The sequence below is a fragment of the Phaeovulum sp. genome, assembly GCF_047638075.1.
GTDB lineage: Bacteria > Pseudomonadota > Alphaproteobacteria > Rhodobacterales > Rhodobacteraceae > UBA6197.
This window is the reverse complement of the sequence record NZ_JBLJBV010000051.1, coordinates 13,398-28,594: the sequence shown is the minus strand read 5'-3', so window position 1 is coordinate 28,594 and position 15,197 is coordinate 13,398. Positions and strand designations below refer to the sequence as shown.

The window sequence follows — 15,197 nt, the reverse complement described above, 5'->3', positions numbered from 1 at the left end:
CCACCTGCCGCCGCTGCGCCTTGATCCGCCACCGTTCTTGCTATTTCCAACCGATAATCGCCCCGGCCGCGTTCTGGCGGGTCGCCCTTGGCAGGCCGGGCGCCTGCGCGCCACCGCCCGGCAAGAGGTGGCACGCGGCGCTGTCGTGACGGTTTTCCTGTTCAGCCGCAGCCTGCGCCGCCACCAACACCGCTTTGACCAGGCGGGCTATTGGGAACAAAGCGGCGGGCTTTGGGGTCGTGCCCGACGCGACGCCAAAGCAACTGTCGCAAATTTCCAAACCCGGCTGGCACAAGAAACCAATCGGATAAGCCCGTTGCGCCCAGTTGACGCGGCACAAACCGATCCCGCCGCACCCACGACCGCACCCTTATAGCAAACTTGCGCCACATTTCCCTTTGGTTAAGGCAATTCCCAGCCGATAAGCAGAAACGGCAATGGCAATTTGTGCCATAATGCGGCAAAGCAGCATGACCGATACAAAGATAGTTCGGAATTGATAGGTGATATATGAAACGCAAGGTCACGAAAGCAATTTTTCCGGTCGCAGGCATGGGCACCCGCTTTCTTCCCGCAACCAAATCGATCCCGAAAGAGATCATGACCCTGGTTGACCGCCCGTTGATCCAATACGCGATCGACGAGGCCCGCGCTGCGGGCATCAAGGAATTCATCTTTGTCACCTCGCGCGGCAAATCCGCGCTTGAGGATTACTTTGACAACGCCCCAGAGCTGGAAGCCAGTCTGCGCAACTCTGGCAAGGATGCGCTGTTGGACGTCCTGAAGGCCACCAACATGGATTCAGGCGCCATCGCCTATCTGCGGCAAAACCGCCCGCTGGGACTTGGCCACGCCGTGTGGTGCGCGCGCCGCCTGGTTGGTGATGAGCCCTTCGCGGTGATCCTGACCGATGACGTGATTGCCGCCGACAAGCCCTGCCTTCAGCAGATGATCGAAGCCTATAGCGAAACCGGCGGCAATATGGTTGCGGCGATGGAAGTCGCGCCAGAAAAGGCCTCGGCCTACGGCATTCTTGATGTTTCTGACGACATGGGGGCGACTGTGCGCGCCAAGGGCATGGTCGAAAAACCAAAGACCGAAGATGCGCCTTCAAACCTGGCGGTAATCGGGCGCTATATCCTGACGCCAAATGTGATGAACAACCTCAACCGGATGAAAGCCGGCGCCGGTGGCGAAATCCAATTGACCGACGCCATCGCAGAAGAAATCACCGCTGGAAACCCGGTCTACGGGTTCCGGTTCAAGGGGCAGCGCTTTGACTGCGGCTCAAAAGCGGGGTTCTTGCAGGCAACGGTTGCGTTTGGTCTGGCCCGCCCCGATCTTCGGGACGAATTTGCACAGTATCTGGGCGACCTTGCAGCAATGCAAAAGGCGGCCGAGTAAGCGATGACAAAAAATGTACTGGTGACCGGGGGTGCAGGCTATATCGGCTCGCACGCGTGCAAGGCACTGAAGGCAGCGGGCTATGTGCCCGTCACTTTTGATAACCTTGTCACCGGTTGGCGGGACGCGGTCAGATTTGGCCCTTTTGAGCACGGTGATCTGATGGACCGCGCGCGGCTGGATGAGGTGTTTGCCAAATGGCAGCCGGTCGCGGTGATGCACTTTGCAGCGCTCAGCCAGGTGGGCGAGTCGATGAGCGATCCGGGCCGGTACTGGCGCGGCAATGTCTGCGCCAGCCTCAATCTGATCGAGGCGGCGGTGGCAGCGCAATGTCTTGATTTCGTATTCTCCTCAACCTGTGCGACCTATGGCGATCAGGATGGCGTTGTGCTGAACGAGGCCACACCGCAGGCGCCGATCAATGCCTATGGTGCCTCTAAACGCGCCATTGAGAACATGCTGACCGATTTTGGCGCAGCGCATGGCCTGCGGTCGGTCATCTTTCGCTATTTTAACGTGGCGGGCGCCGACCCCGAAGGCGAAGTAGGCGAACATCACCGCCCCGAAACCCACCTGATCCCCCTGATCCTGGAGGCGATAGACGGCAAACGCCCTGCGCTGACCATCTTTGGCACCGATTACCCAACCCCCGATGGCACCTGCATCCGTGACTATGTGCATGTGGCAGATCTGGCTGATGCGCATGTTCTGGGGCTGAAATGGCTGGCTGCGGGCAAGGGTTCGTCGGTATTCTGTCTGGGTTCGGGCACGGGGTATTCGGTGCGCCAGATTGTCGATGCCGCACGCTCCATTACCAACCGGAACGTGCCGTTGGTTGAGGGTCCGCGCCGCGCTGGCGATGCGACGCAGCTTGTTTCCGGTTCGGTTCGGGCATTTGCGGAATTGGGCTGGGCGCCGCAAAGGGCGGACGTTGCCGCAATGATCGCTGACGCATGGCGCTGGCACCAGACCGGACATTATGAACGCTAGTCCTGCGGCACGGGTTCTGGATATAACACGGCTGGTTTCGCGCACAGGGCTTGGGCCACTGACGGGGGTTGACCGGGTCGAGATGGCCTATCTGACCGCACTGGCAAAAGCCCCCGAGCCGTTATTTTTATTGTGCCGCACCAGCTATGGCTTTTTGCTTTTGCCGGGCACGGCAGGGGCAGCGCTGCGCCAGGGCCTTGTCGCGCCAGACACCCTACCGGCCCCAAGCTGGCCAGACCGCCTGCGCCGCCGCGACGCACCACGCCTGAGAATGGCGGCCGCGCTGCGCCCTCTGGCGCTGGCCCGTGCACCCCACGCCCGATTGGCCCGGCTGATTGGCCGCCACCTGCCGCAAGGTAGCACCTATATCAACGTCGGCCAGACCACTGCCCAGCCCAAAACGCTTGCACGGCTTCGCACGGTACGGGGGCTGCGCATCGCAGTGATGATCCACGATACGATCCCGTTGGACTACCCCCAGTTTTCACGCGCCACGGAACCGGCCCGTTTTGCCGCCCGGCTGGAAGCGGCGCTCAGCCACGCTGACCTGCTGATCTGCAATTCGCAAGCTACCGCCGACGATGTTGTCCGTCACGCGGGCACGCGGCCCCTGCCCCAGTACGTTGTGGCGCATCTGGGCGCTGATACGCCGCCCCCCGACAGGGCCGCATTGCCGCCGGGGCTGGACCTGTCTTTGCCCTATTTCGTGACGCTCGGCACGATCGAGCCGCGCAAGAACCACGCCCTTCTTCTGGATGTCTGGGAACAGATCCTGCGCCAAATGCCCGAGACCAAAGCCCCGCGCCTGTTTATTCTGGGGCGGCGCGGCTGGAACAATGCCGCCACGTTCCAACGGCTGGACAGCGCGCCCTATATGGGCCGCGTGGTGCATGAACTGCCGGGCCTGTCTGATGGCGCCGTCGCGGCCCTTCTGGCGGGGGCGCAAGCCCTGCTTATGCCCTCATTCGCAGAAGGATTCGGCCTTCCCCTGATTGAGGCGGCAGCCTTGGGCACCCCGATCATAACCGCCCCGCTACCTGTCGCGCACGAATTGCTGGGGGAACACGCCCGCTACGCAGCACCGTCTTCACGCGCCGCCTGGACAGCAGAAATCATGGAAGCACTAGCGCAAAACCGGCACAGTGACGCCACGTTTTCACCATATCGGGCCGCTATAACCATTCCGACATGGACAGAGCACTTCCGTCGCATATTAAACAAAACGTAAGAAACACTGGATAGACCCTCAGGGCCGCCGCCACTTTGAAAGGCCGGGATTGCGCATTTGGAAGACATACCGCCTGCGCCTGAAGCGCAAGCGCTACCTTGCCCGCGCGTTTCGTCGACGCCGCGACCTTGAGGTGTTGGCCGATCGCACCGGTAAGATCAAACCCAATGACATTCTGGTCTTTGTCACGCTGCGCAATGAACGTATCCGCCTGCCCTATTTTCTGCGGTACTACCGCGACCTTGGCATCGCGCATTTTTTGATTGTCGATAACGGGTCAGACGATGGCAGCCGCGAATATCTGGCCGCGCAAAAGGATGTCTCGGTCTGGACCACCACGGCCAGTTACAAACGGGCGCGCTACGGCATGGATTGGATCAACTGGCTGCTGCTGCGTCACGGCCACGGGCATTGGACGCTGACCGTGGACCCTGACGAATTCTTCGTTTACCCGTTTTGCGATACCCGGCCAATCTGCGCGCTGACCGACTGGCTCGACACCTATGACATTCCGTCTTTTCCGGCGATGCTGCTGGATATGTATCCCAAAGGCCCGATCAATGCGGTGCCCTACCGCGAAGGTCAAAATCCCTTTGACATCGCCTGTTGGTTTGACAGCGGCAATTACACCATTTCAAAGAACAAGCAGTTTCAGAACCTGTGGATACAGGGTGGCCCCCGTGCCCGCACCTTCTTTGCCGATACGCCCAGCCAGGCCCCTGCGCTGAACAAAATACCGCTGGTGAAATGGCATCGCAGTTACGCCTATATCAGTTCAACCCATATGCTTCTGCCGCGTTCGCTGAACATGACCTATGACGAAGTTGGCGGTGAAAAAATCAGCGGTTGCCTGCTCCATGCCAAATTCCTGTCGCCCATGACCGCCAAGGTCGACGAAGAAATGCAGCGCCAACAACATTTTGAGCAATCACGCGAATACAAAGCCTATTCCGGCGCCCTTTCGGCCGAACCGGACCTCTGGTGCAAATGGTCTGAAAAATACATGAACTGGCGTCAGCTTGAAATTCTGGGGTTGATGTCAAAGGGCAATTGGGCATGACCGTGGGCTTCGTCATGATGTGCCACACCGCGCTGGACCGCGCAGCGCAGGTGGCAAGGTATTGGGCAAGCAACGGCGCGCCGATCGTGATCCACGTCGACAAACGGGTGAACCGCCCCGATTACACCGCAATGGTCCGCGCGCTGGCGGATCTGCCCAACATCAGTTTTTCGCCCCGATTCAAATGCGAATGGGGCACGTTTTCGCTGGTGGCCGCAACTCAGGCCGCCAGTGAACAGATTTTGGCGATGCACGCCAGCGTCCGGCACGTCTTTCTGGCGTCGGGGTCTTGCCTGCCACTGCGCCCGCTAAAAGAGCTGACGGACTATCTGGACGCCCATCCCTACACCGATTTCATCGAAAGCGTGACCACCGCCGATGTCGAGTGGACCGTTGGCGGCAAGGACTTTGAGCGCTTCACCCTGCGGTTTCCGTTTTCGTGGAAACGCCAGCGACGGCTGTTTGACCGCTACACAGAACTGCAACGCCGGGTCGGCCTGAAACGCAAGATCCCCGACGGGCTGATACCGCATCTGGGTAGCCAATGGTGGTGCCTGACCCGCCAAACCCTGTCAGCAATCTTGCAAGACCCCAAACGCCCCCGGTATGATCGTTACTTCAATCGCGTCTGGATCCCCGATGAAAGCTATTTCCAAACCTTGGCGCGGCTTTACACGACCAGCATCGAAAGCCGGTCCCTGACCCTGTCAAAGTTCGATATCCAGGGCAAACCCCACATTTTCTATGATGACCACCTACAGCTTTTACGCCGGTCCGATTGCTTTGTTGCGCGCAAGATCTGGCCCAAGGCGGGCCGCCTTTATGCAACGTTCCTGACGCCTCACCCCGATAGAGAACAGCAGGCGGCCCCGAATCCCGCAAAAATTGACCGCCTGTTCGCAAAGGCCGCCGAAAGGCGCGCAAAGGGCCGACCGGGTCTTTATATGCAAAGCCGTTTTCCGCTGAAAGATCGCGAAAATGGCAAAACCCCAACGCCCTATTCGATGTTTCAAGGATTCACCGACCTGTTTGAAAACTTTGATGGGTGGTTGACAAAATATACGGGCGCACAGGTGCATGGTCATCTATTTGGCCCAACGCACGCCGAATTTTCAAATGGAGAAACGATTGCAACGGGCGGCCTGTCAAACGTGGCGACACTGCGCGATTATAACCCCCGCGCATTTTTGACCAACCTGATCTGGAACAACCGCGGCGAACGGCAGTGTTTCATGTTCAGCCCGCGCGATACGCAAGCGATAAACTGGTTCACCGCCACCGATCCGAATGCGCAAATCTCGGTCATTTCCGGGGCGTGGGCGCTGCCATTATTTCGCTCGAACCAGGATTTCTCGGCCATCCGCCGCGATGCTGCACGTTTGCAACAGATCGAAATCGATCATTTGGCAATACTGCGGACAATGTATGTCAAGGCTCGGGTGCGGATCTGGACGTTGGCCGAGTTCATTGAAAACCCGATGGAGCATCTGCAAACCATCCTCAACGAAATCAACCCCGCCACCGCCCGTGCTTTGGCCGAGGTGCCGCGCATGGTCGATTTGACCGGTTTTGGTCAATTCCTGCAGAATCTGAAAAATCAGGGCATGCAGCCCCGTCTGATGGGTGATTTTTCCGCAACGCATGATCGGTGGCCCAATATACCGCGCCAAGAGCGCCCCTACCTGATAAAGTGATCCATGATGCGCCGTTTTGAGACGTTCGTTATGTTCGCGGAAATGCGCACCGGCTCCAATCTTCTTGAATCTTGCCTGAATGCGCTACCGGGTGTCACCTGCCATGGTGAAGCGTTCAACCCCGCATTGATCGGGTATCCGAATCGCGGCGATCTGCTGGGCGTTAGCCTTGCCGCGCGCGACGCCGACCCATTCGCCCTGTTGACGCGGATCAAGGCCGCGCCCGGTCTGAACGGGTTTCGATATTTTCACAATCACGACCCACGCATTCTGCAAACGCTGCTGGATGACCCACGCTGCGCCAAGATCATTCTGACCCGCAACCCGATTGAAAGCTATGTCAGTCTGAAAATCGCGCGGTCAACCGGCCAGTGGAAACTAGGCGATGCCCGACACCGCAAGCAAGCCCTTGCTGACTTTGATAGTGATGAGTTTGAAAACCACCTAAGCAGCCTGGAGGCATTTCAAACAAATTTGCTCCATGCCCTTCAGACCAGCGGCCAGACCGCCTTTTATCTCGACTATGATGACATCCGTGATCTGAAAGTGCTGAACGGTCTTGCCCGGTTTTTAGGCGTTGAGGCTGCGCTGGAGGCCATACCCGGCACCATGGTGCCGCAAAACCCCGAAGAACTGGCACAAAAGGTTCGTAATTTTAACCAGATGGAAACTTCGCTGGCCCGGCTTGACCGTTTCAATCTGTCGCGCCTGCCAAATTTTGAACCGCGTCGCGGCCCCTCGGTACCCGGATTTATCGCTAGCAAGGGGGCGGGGCTTTTATATATGCCGGTTCGCCCCGGGCAGGATATCGCCCTGCGCGAATGGCTTGCCCTGCTGGGCGACGGCGGACTGGAAGAGGGATTTTCCCAAAAAACCCTGCGCCAGTGGAAACGTGCCCACCCGGGGCACCGCAGCTTTACGGTGCTGCGCCATCCGCTATTGCGCGCGCATCTGGCATTTTCCTGGGTTCTGGCCCGCCCCGGTCAGGCCGACACCCGTGCGATTTTACGCAAGACCTACAAGGTTCCCATCCCTGCAGACGAAAAGATTGGCGGGATGGATGTCACCGAATTCAGCGCGGCCTTTCTGGCATTTCTAAGGTTTCTAAAGCCCAACGTCAACGGTCAGACCAGTCTGCGCATTGATCCCATCTGGGCCAGCCAAACGGCAATACTCCACGGTTTTTCGCAGTTTGCGTCGCCCGATATGATTATGCGCGAAACCGATATCATCACCGATCTGGCATACTTGGCGAAAGTCGTTGGTGTGGCAGCACCGCGTTTCACCCCCAAAGACGAAACCGGTCTGCCTTATCCGCTTGGCGCGATTTATGATGAGACGTTAGAATCGGCCGCGCGCGCAGCCTACCTGCGCGATTATATCACATTTGGCTTTGCGGCGTGGCGGCCCTGACAGGTCTCAGGCCATTTGCATGCCGTGTGCCTCGGTCAATACAGCGTGAAGCGCTGCGGGGTCCACGTTTGCACGCAGCTTGGTACAAACCTCGGCATTGCGCATGGTTCGCGATACCAATGCCAACGCCTTGAGATGTTCAACGCCCGAATCCTCGGGGGCGAACAGCGCAAACACCAAATCGACGGGCTGGCGGTCAACCGCGTCAAAATCAAGCGGTCGTTCCAAGCGCAAAAACACAGCCACGACCTTATCCAAGCCATGCAACCGCGCGTGAGGCAGCGCCACCCCGTGGCCAACGCCAGTCGGGCCAAGGCTTTCACGCTCTTGTAGCGCATCAACCGTCTGCGCGACATTCAGCCCGTAGGCTGAATGCGCGATCTCTGCGAGGTCTTGAAACAAGCGCTTCTTGCTCGTGACGTGGGCCAGCACCTTTACGGCTTGTGGCTGGAGCAGGTTCGAAAGATTCATTCGTCCTTACTTTTCCGCGCCCGTTCCCAGACGCTTACTTGCTGTTTCGCGGGTCTATCCAACCCACGTTGCCATCATCGCGACGATGAACAACGTTCACCCCGCCATGTTTTTCATTGCGGAACACCAAAAGCGGCGCCCCCAACAACTCCATCTGCATCACAGCCTCCCCAACCGAGAGCGTGGCGACATTTGTCTCCATCTCGGCCACGATTATCGGGGCCAGGCTGTCAGAGTCCGATTCCGTTGCTTCGTTGTCATCTGCGGCGAGCACATACATGCCTGCGGACCCGAATTCAACCGGTGCCAGCCGCACCCGGTGGTGATCTTTCAGCCGCCGCTTATGGCGGCGCATCTGTTTGTCCATCTTTTCGCGGCAGGATTCGAATGCGGCATACACCTCACCGGCACGACCCGCCGCCGTGGCGGTCAATCCGGTCGATAAATGTACCGTCGCCTCGCAGACATATTCATGCGCATTGCGCGAAAAGACCACCATGGCATCCGTTGGGCGCTGAGAATATTTCTCGACCGTTTCGCTTAGCTCGGATTTCACATGAGTCTGCAGCGCATCACCCACGTCAAGCTGTTTTCCGCTGATCTGGTACCGCATGGCTTCTCCTTCAAAAGATGGACCCGCCCCAGCCATGCACGGCTGGGGTGAAGGTCCGGTTAAATTCGGGGATATAAAACAATGCCCTGCGCCAAGGCGAGGTTGACCGATGGTCGATCAACTGCAGTTTTTCGACAAGGGGACAAAGTTTACTCATTTGTCTCATTTGGGTACGGATTTCGCAGGGTGTCAACGGCTAGCTTAAAGAACCCTGTGCCTGTTTTGTGGATGTCTGCCTTAACCGAAACGAAACCCCTCACCCAAATAGACCCGGCGCACATTTTCATCACGCACCACCTCATCTGTCGTGCCAGACATCAACACATGACCATCATGCAAGATATAGGCACGATCCACGATTTCCAGCGTTTCGCGAACATTATGATCGGTGATCAGCACGCCGATGCCGCGTAACTTCAGTTGCGTGACCAGGGCGCGGATTTCTGCCACCGCGATCGGGTCCACGCCGGCAAAGGGCTCGTCCAGCAGCAGATATTTCGGGTCTGCGGCCAAACAGCGCGCAATCTCGACCCGTCGCCGCTCTCCGCCTGACAGGGCCAGTGCCGGGGCCTGACGCAGATGCGCTATCGAAAAATCACCCAGCAGCTCTTCCAATCGCTCACGCCGCTTGTGCCGGTCCGGCACAGCAATCTCCAGCACCGCCAGAATATTATTCTCAACCGACAGCCCGCGAAAAATGGAGGCTTCTTGCGGCAGATAGCCTATTCCAAGCCGTGCACGGCGATACATCGGCAAGGCCGTCACATCGCGCCCGTCAATCAAAACCTTGCCCGAATCCGGGGTGATAAGCCCGGCGATGTTGTAAAAGCAGGTCGTTTTGCCCGACCCGTTCGGCCCCAAAAGGGCCACCACCTCGCCCCGCGCCAAATGCAACGTGACATCACGGATGACCAGCCGCTTGCGAAAACTTTTGTGCAGCCCCTGAACATGCAGACCGTCAGCCGCCCCCGCGACCTGCGAAGAAGAAGTATCGGCCATCACTTGCCACCGGGTTGCAAGATGGTGCGCACGCGGCCATCCATCGCACCGGTGCCGGTTTTCAGATCTACGGTCAGTTTTTCCCCTGACATGACGTTCTGACCCTGTGTCAGCAGCACGTCACCCGTCAAAACGATCTGTCCGCTGGCAATGGTATAGACCGCCTCGCGCGCCTCGGCGGCCTCTGTTGCATTGACCAGCGTCACCCCCCCCGAGGCGAAAAGCCGTTCGATCCTGGACTGACCATCCGCGCCGTATTCGATTCTTACGGTGGCTGCGGACAGCCGCATTTCACCCTGCCCCACCACCACATTACCGGTAAAGGTAGCGCTGCCATCGGCCTGGTTGACCCCCAGACTATCCGCCGTAACCTCAACCGGGGCAGTCGTATCGGCGCGGATGCCGCCAAAGTTAATCTGCTGCGCCGCAGCGCCCAGCGGCACCACAATCAACGCGACAGCAAACATCAGGGGGCGGATTAGCGCAGGCATAATATCCTCATTCCTCGGGTCGATATATCAGCTTCACGCCATCGTTGAAAACCAGAACGTGGGTAGCGCCACCATCCGCCGACGATAGACGCATGGAACCCGCCGTCAACGTGCCAAAAGGGGTCGTTGCATCAACCGGCCCCGGCGCGGTCAGAAGGGAACGGTCAGTCGCGGCTTGCAGATCGGCCGTCTTGACCGAATAACCGGTCGACGTAGACAAGACTACAGCCTTTGAAAAGCTGATGAGTCCAGCCGCAGGGTCGATCCGCCCACTAGCCGAAGCCAGTTCAGCCTTCAACCCCGATGGCGTTTCCAGATGGGCAACCATGGCATGGGCGACGGCCCCGCCTTGCCCGTCAGGATCAGGCGTTGCGGTTTCGGCGGTTACGGTAAGGGCGCCACCGTCTTCGGTCACGCCGGCATATTCGGGCGCCGTCAGGCGCGGTTCGCGCGCGAGGTCTGCAACATCGACATCCGCATAGGGGATCGCATCAGACGGATCGACCTTGCCGGAAAACATGAACAGCGTCGACAACAGCACCAGAGCAGCCAGCGGCAAGGCAATCTTGGCCCATGCCACCAGCCGCGAATGGATGTTGTCATGACCGCGCATCAAACCACCCCGGCACGCAGGCAATCATGGATATGCAAGATCCCGCAAGGCACGCCACCGGCGTCAGGCGCCACCACGAACAGGCTGGTGATCTTGCGTTCATTCATCGCGGCCACCGCTTTTTCCGCCAGGGCACCGGGCTCGATGGTGCGGGGGGCGTGGGTCATCACCTCGGCGGCGGTATGCGATAACAGACCCTCCATATGGCGGCGCAGGTCACCATCGGTGATGACCCCGACCAGCGCACCCGCGCCGTCAGTCACGCCCACCACGCCAAAGCCCTTTTGGCTGATCTCCAACAACGCGTCGCCCATCGGGGTGGATTGGCTGACCAAGGGCAGATCGTCGTGCATCAGATCACCCACCTTTGCCAGCCGCGCCCCCAGCTTGCCCCCGGGGTGGAACGTGCGAAAATGCTCAGGCGTGAATTTTCGATGCTCCATCAACGCCACGGCCAAGGCATCACCCAGCGCCAGTGTCATCGTGGTTGATGTCGTCGGCACCACGCCGGTGCCACAGGCCTCGGCCGCCTGAGGTAGCACGATCGCCACATCCGCCTGCCGCAGCAAGGTGCTGCCCGCCCGACCGGCAACCCCGATCAGCGGGATGGAAAAACGTTTGCAATGGGCAACGATGTCAGAAAGCTCGGGCGTCTCGCCCGAGTTTGACAGCACCAGCGCCACGTCATCGCGCGTGACCATACCCAGATCGCCGTGGCTGGCCTCGGCAGGGTGAACAAACTGCGCCGGTGTCCCGGTCGAGGCCAGAGTCGCCGTGATCTTGCGCCCGACATGGCCCGATTTACCCATGCCCGACACGATCACCCGGCCCTTCGCGGCCAGGATCACCTGCACTGCCGTGGCAAACGACCCGTCCAACGATTGCGCCAGCGCCTTCAGCCCCTCCGCCTCGATCCCGATCACGCGGCGGGCGGTTTCCAGAAACTCAGTGGTGGAAAATGTCATTCGGTTCATCCCAGCCCATCAGGTCCAACTGCGCCCGGGCAGGCAAAAAGTCAAAACACGCCTGCGCCAGCGCCGTGCGGTCTTCGCGTAAAAGCCGCTTTTGCAGCTCTTCCATCAATCTGTGCAGATAAAGCACGTCTGATGCCGCATAATCCATCTGCGCCTGCGTCAGTTTGGCTGCGCCCCAATCCGAGGTTTGCTGCTGTTTGGAAACATCGACCCCGACCAGATCCTGAAGCAGGTATTTCAACCCATGCCGGTCCGTAAAGGTGCGCACCATTTTTGAGGCAATCTTGGTGCAAAACACTGGTGCCGTCACCACACCAAAGGCATTGTAAAGCGCTGCAAGATCAAAGCGGGCAAAATGAAACAGCTTTGTCACCGCAGGGTCGGCCATCAACGCACAAAGATTGGGCGCCGCCTTCTGCCCCTTGGCGATCTGCACCAGATGCGCATCGCCATCGCCCGCTGATAGCTGCACCACGCACAGCCGGTCACGGCGCGGATCAAGGCCCATCGTTTCCGTATCAACAGCCACCACAGGCCCCAATCGAAGCCCATCGGGCAAATCATTCTTGTGCAGATGGATCGTCATCTAACCCCCTAACTGGTGCAAGTGTCTGGCGCCCGGAAGATATTTCACGCATTTCACGAAAACTCCGAAACTGACCTAACCCCTAATTATTGTGATATGTTTTCCACGTTTAGCGGAACATGCCCCGTAAGGGCAACGACAATCCACCCCATCGCGAAGGGCAAGGCGCAATGGCCAGACGCAACAGGTGCGACGCCATGTCCCTTCTGGCCGCAAGATTATTTCTTTGTCGTAGCGAAAATATTCGCTAAGCTGAATGTCAAACAGATCCCATCAAGCCATTTAGCCAGATCGGAGTGCTGATGATGACCCCAGCCCGCAAAATCGCCGCGTATGTCATCGCGGCCACTCTGGGGGTTGGATCATTATCAGCCCAGACCGCGCAAGAGCCGCCCGCGACCAGCCTTGCCCAGGCAGCACATGGCACAGACCCGGTCAAAAAGGCCACGGCCGACCACTCCAAATTCGAGATCCTGAAACAGGATTTCAAATCCGGCCCCGAGGTAACGGCCGCCTGCCTGTCGTGCCACACAGAGGCCTCCAATCAGGTGATGCATTCGATCCACTGGAAATGGGAATACGAAAACCCCACGACCGGGCAGGTGCTGGGAAAATCCAAGGTACTGAACTCTTTCTGCGGTAACGTCGCCAGCAATGAGACGCGCTGCACGTCGTGCCACGCGGGTTACGGCTGGACCGATGTGCGCCAACCGATGCCCGATCAGCCAGACCGCGTTGATTGTCTGGTTTGCCACGACAAATCTGGCCAATACACCAAACAAGACAACCTTGCCGGCAACCCGCCACTTGCACCGGTTGCCGCAAAGGCCAAGACGATCACCGGCGCAGATGCCTGGGCGGTGGATCTGGCCAAGGCGGCACTATCCGTCGGGCCGCCGCCGGGGCGCGAAAACTGCGGCTCGTGCCACTTTTACGGCGGTGGCGGCGACAATGTGAAACATGGTGACCTGTCGTCGGCGCTGGTAAGCCCCACGCCACATGTTGATGTGCATATGTCAAAAGACGGCGCCAACATGACCTGTTCGTCTTGCCACGTCAGTGACAAGCACATCTTTACCGGATCACGCTTTGAAACCAACGTCACCGACCCCCACGCTGACCGCAAGCCGGGCGCGTCGCGCGATGTGGCCAGTTGCAGCGCGTGCCATTCTGAAAAGCCGCACAAGAAAACATCGGTCGTAGGGCTAAAGCTGAATGACCACACCGACCGTGTTGCCTGCCAAACCTGCCACATTCCCGATTTTGCCAAGGGCGGCGTCGCGACAAAAACCGTCTGGGACTGGTCCACCGCCGGGCAGTTGAAAGACGGCAAGCCTTACAGCGAGGAAAATTTTACCCAGTCTGATGGCAGAATCCTGCACACCTATCTGTCCACCAAGGGCGATTTTGAGTGGGGTGAAAACGTGGTCCCCGCCTATGAGTGGTTTGGTGGCACCGTTCGCTATGTGATGGCAGGCGAGGAAATCAACCCAAACCAGATTGTCGTGATCAACAAGGTTGAAGGCGATGCGGCCGACCCCAAGTCGCGGATCTTCCCGTTCAAGCGCATGGAAGGGCGTCAAGCGTATGACAAAAAGCTGAATACCCTGGTGTTCAACAATGTCTACGGCCCCATGACGGACACGGCACTTTGGACCAACTTTGACTGGACGAAATCGATTCAGGCCGGAATGGAATACGCGGGCCTGCCCTATTCGGGTGAATTTGATTTCGTTGACACCCAGATGTATTGGCCAATCACCCACATGGTTGCCCCCGCTGATGAGGCGCTGAAGTGCGGTAGCTGTCATACCGAAAACGGGCGGATGGCCAACATCGCCGGCATCTATGTGCCGGGCGCAGGTCTGGGCATGGGCGGCAAGCTGGGTCTGATGGTGTTTTTGATGGCGGTTCTGGGTGCTGGCGGGCATGGCCTGTTGCGCCTCTTGCGGGTGCGCAAAAACGGAGGGGCAGATCATGGCTGAGCGTTTCGTCAAGGTTTACACGCGGTTCAACCGGATCTGGCACTGGTCGCAGGTAGCGTCAATTTTCCTGCTGCTGTTTACGGGCGCGCGGATGATGGGGCTGCATCAGATCGGGCCATTCGGGCTATCGGTCACGGTACACACGCTGGTCGCGCTGGCGCTATTGCTGCTATGGGCGTTTGCCACGTTCTGGCTATTCACCACCGAGGCGTGGAAGCAGTTCATCCCCACCAGAAACGGCCTGCGCCAAGTGCTGCGTTACTATGCCTGGGGGATATTTCGCGGCGAGGCGCATCCCTATCACAAACAGTATCAACGACGCCATAACCCCCTACAGTTATTGTCTTATCTGGCGCTTAAACTGGTTCTTTTTCCCGCCATATGGATGACGGGCCTTGCCTATCTGACATACGGATTTTGGGGCAAATCCGATACCGGCGCTGTTTGGTTGACAGGTATCGCCAATCTGCACACCCTGGCCGCCTTTGCCATTGCCAGTTTTGTTGTGATCCACGTCTATCTGCTAACCATCGGGCATGGTTTTCGCGAAAACGTCCGCCCGATGATTACGGGCTTTGAAAAAGTTGAAGTCTCGCCCGAAGCCGAGGCCTATTTCGAGGCGGAAAAACCCGAACGCCTGAAAGGATGACAACGGGGCGACGGTTTCACGAACTGA

General features: G+C 58.7%; 15 protein-coding genes and 1 pseudogene. 9 read left to right on the top strand and 7 right to left on the bottom strand.

What is annotated here, in order from left to right:
- The 7 genes and pseudogenes from ACM62R_RS07735 to ACM62R_RS07705 form a co-directional block, all read left to right on the top strand.
- Nucleotides 1–376, top strand: a pseudogene (locus ACM62R_RS07735) (hypothetical protein); the annotation flags it as partial.
- 134 nt (nucleotides 377–510) lie between these two features.
- Nucleotides 511–1,404 carry a UTP--glucose-1-phosphate uridylyltransferase GalU gene (gene galU, locus ACM62R_RS07730; protein WP_415183482.1) on the top strand — a complete coding sequence of 298 codons (894 nt, stop codon included), beginning with the start codon at nucleotides 511–513 and terminating at the stop codon, nucleotides 1,402–1,404.
- A 3-nt stretch (nucleotides 1,405–1,407) separates the two neighbouring features.
- A complete protein-coding gene (gene galE / locus ACM62R_RS07725) occupies nucleotides 1,408–2,394 on the top strand; it encodes a UDP-glucose 4-epimerase GalE (protein ID WP_415183481.1) in 987 nt (328 codons plus the stop codon).
- On the top strand, nucleotides 2,384–3,622 hold the full coding sequence (locus tag ACM62R_RS07720; protein ID WP_415183480.1) for a glycosyltransferase family 4 protein: 1,239 nt from the start codon (nucleotides 2,384–2,386) through the stop codon (nucleotides 3,620–3,622). The genes galE and ACM62R_RS07720 overlap by 11 nt, the downstream gene beginning before the upstream one ends.
- A gap of 49 nt (nucleotides 3,623–3,671) precedes the next feature.
- Nucleotides 3,672–4,682, top strand: coding sequence for a glycosyltransferase family 2 protein (locus ACM62R_RS07715; protein WP_415183479.1), 1,011 nt, complete (start codon nucleotides 3,672–3,674; stop codon nucleotides 4,680–4,682).
- Complete coding sequence (locus tag ACM62R_RS07710; protein WP_415183478.1) at nucleotides 4,679–6,376, top strand: beta-1,6-N-acetylglucosaminyltransferase; 1,698 nt, start codon at nucleotides 4,679–4,681, stop codon at nucleotides 6,374–6,376. The genes ACM62R_RS07715 and ACM62R_RS07710 overlap by 4 nt, the downstream gene beginning before the upstream one ends.
- A 3-nt stretch (nucleotides 6,377–6,379) precedes the next feature.
- Nucleotides 6,380–7,789, top strand: coding sequence for a nodulation protein NodH (locus ACM62R_RS07705; RefSeq protein ID WP_415183477.1), 1,410 nt, complete (start codon nucleotides 6,380–6,382; stop codon nucleotides 7,787–7,789).
- A gap of 6 nt (nucleotides 7,790–7,795) precedes the next feature.
- On the opposite strand, the gene ACM62R_RS07700 is transcribed toward ACM62R_RS07705, so the two are convergent.
- From ACM62R_RS07700 to ACM62R_RS07670, 7 genes are all read right to left on the bottom strand, one after another.
- Complete coding sequence (locus ACM62R_RS07700) at nucleotides 7,796–8,260, bottom strand: PTS sugar transporter subunit IIA (protein WP_415183476.1); 465 nt, start codon at nucleotides 8,258–8,260, stop codon at nucleotides 7,796–7,798.
- 34 nt (nucleotides 8,261–8,294) lie between these two features.
- Nucleotides 8,295–8,873, bottom strand: a complete 579-nt coding sequence (gene hpf / locus ACM62R_RS07695; RefSeq protein WP_415183475.1) for a ribosome hibernation-promoting factor, HPF/YfiA family — start codon at nucleotides 8,871–8,873, stop codon at nucleotides 8,295–8,297.
- Nucleotides 8,874–9,110: 237 nt separating this feature from the next.
- Nucleotides 9,111–9,872 carry an LPS export ABC transporter ATP-binding protein gene (gene lptB / locus ACM62R_RS07690; RefSeq protein ID WP_415183474.1) on the bottom strand — a complete coding sequence of 254 codons (762 nt, stop codon included), beginning with the start codon at nucleotides 9,870–9,872 and terminating at the stop codon, nucleotides 9,111–9,113.
- Nucleotides 9,872–10,363, bottom strand: a complete 492-nt coding sequence (lptA, locus tag ACM62R_RS07685; protein ID WP_415183473.1) for a lipopolysaccharide transport periplasmic protein LptA — start codon at nucleotides 10,361–10,363, stop codon at nucleotides 9,872–9,874. The genes lptB and lptA overlap by 1 nt, the downstream gene beginning before the upstream one ends.
- A 7-nt stretch (nucleotides 10,364–10,370) precedes the next feature.
- Entirely contained in the window at nucleotides 10,371–10,976 is a 606-nt protein-coding gene (locus tag ACM62R_RS07680) for a hypothetical protein (protein ID WP_415183472.1), read from the bottom strand.
- Entirely contained in the window at nucleotides 10,976–11,941 is a 966-nt protein-coding gene (locus ACM62R_RS07675) for a KpsF/GutQ family sugar-phosphate isomerase (RefSeq protein WP_415183471.1), read from the bottom strand. Before ACM62R_RS07675 ends, ACM62R_RS07680 begins: the two co-directional genes overlap by 1 nt.
- Nucleotides 11,922–12,536 (bottom strand): ribonuclease D, encoded by a 615-nt coding sequence (locus ACM62R_RS07670; RefSeq protein WP_415183470.1) that lies wholly within the window; start codon nucleotides 12,534–12,536, stop codon nucleotides 11,922–11,924. Before ACM62R_RS07670 ends, ACM62R_RS07675 begins: the two co-directional genes overlap by 20 nt.
- A 302-nt stretch (nucleotides 12,537–12,838) precedes the next feature.
- On the opposite strand from ACM62R_RS07670, the gene ACM62R_RS07665 reads away from it, so the two are divergent.
- A complete protein-coding gene (locus tag ACM62R_RS07665) occupies nucleotides 12,839–14,521 on the top strand; it encodes a tetrathionate reductase family octaheme c-type cytochrome (RefSeq protein ID WP_415183469.1) in 1,683 nt (560 codons plus the stop codon).
- A complete protein-coding gene (locus ACM62R_RS07660; RefSeq protein WP_415183468.1) occupies nucleotides 14,514–15,170 on the top strand; it encodes a cytochrome b/b6 domain-containing protein in 657 nt (218 codons plus the stop codon). The genes ACM62R_RS07665 and ACM62R_RS07660 overlap by 8 nt, the downstream gene beginning before the upstream one ends.
- Nucleotides 15,171–15,197 lie beyond the last annotated feature (27 nt).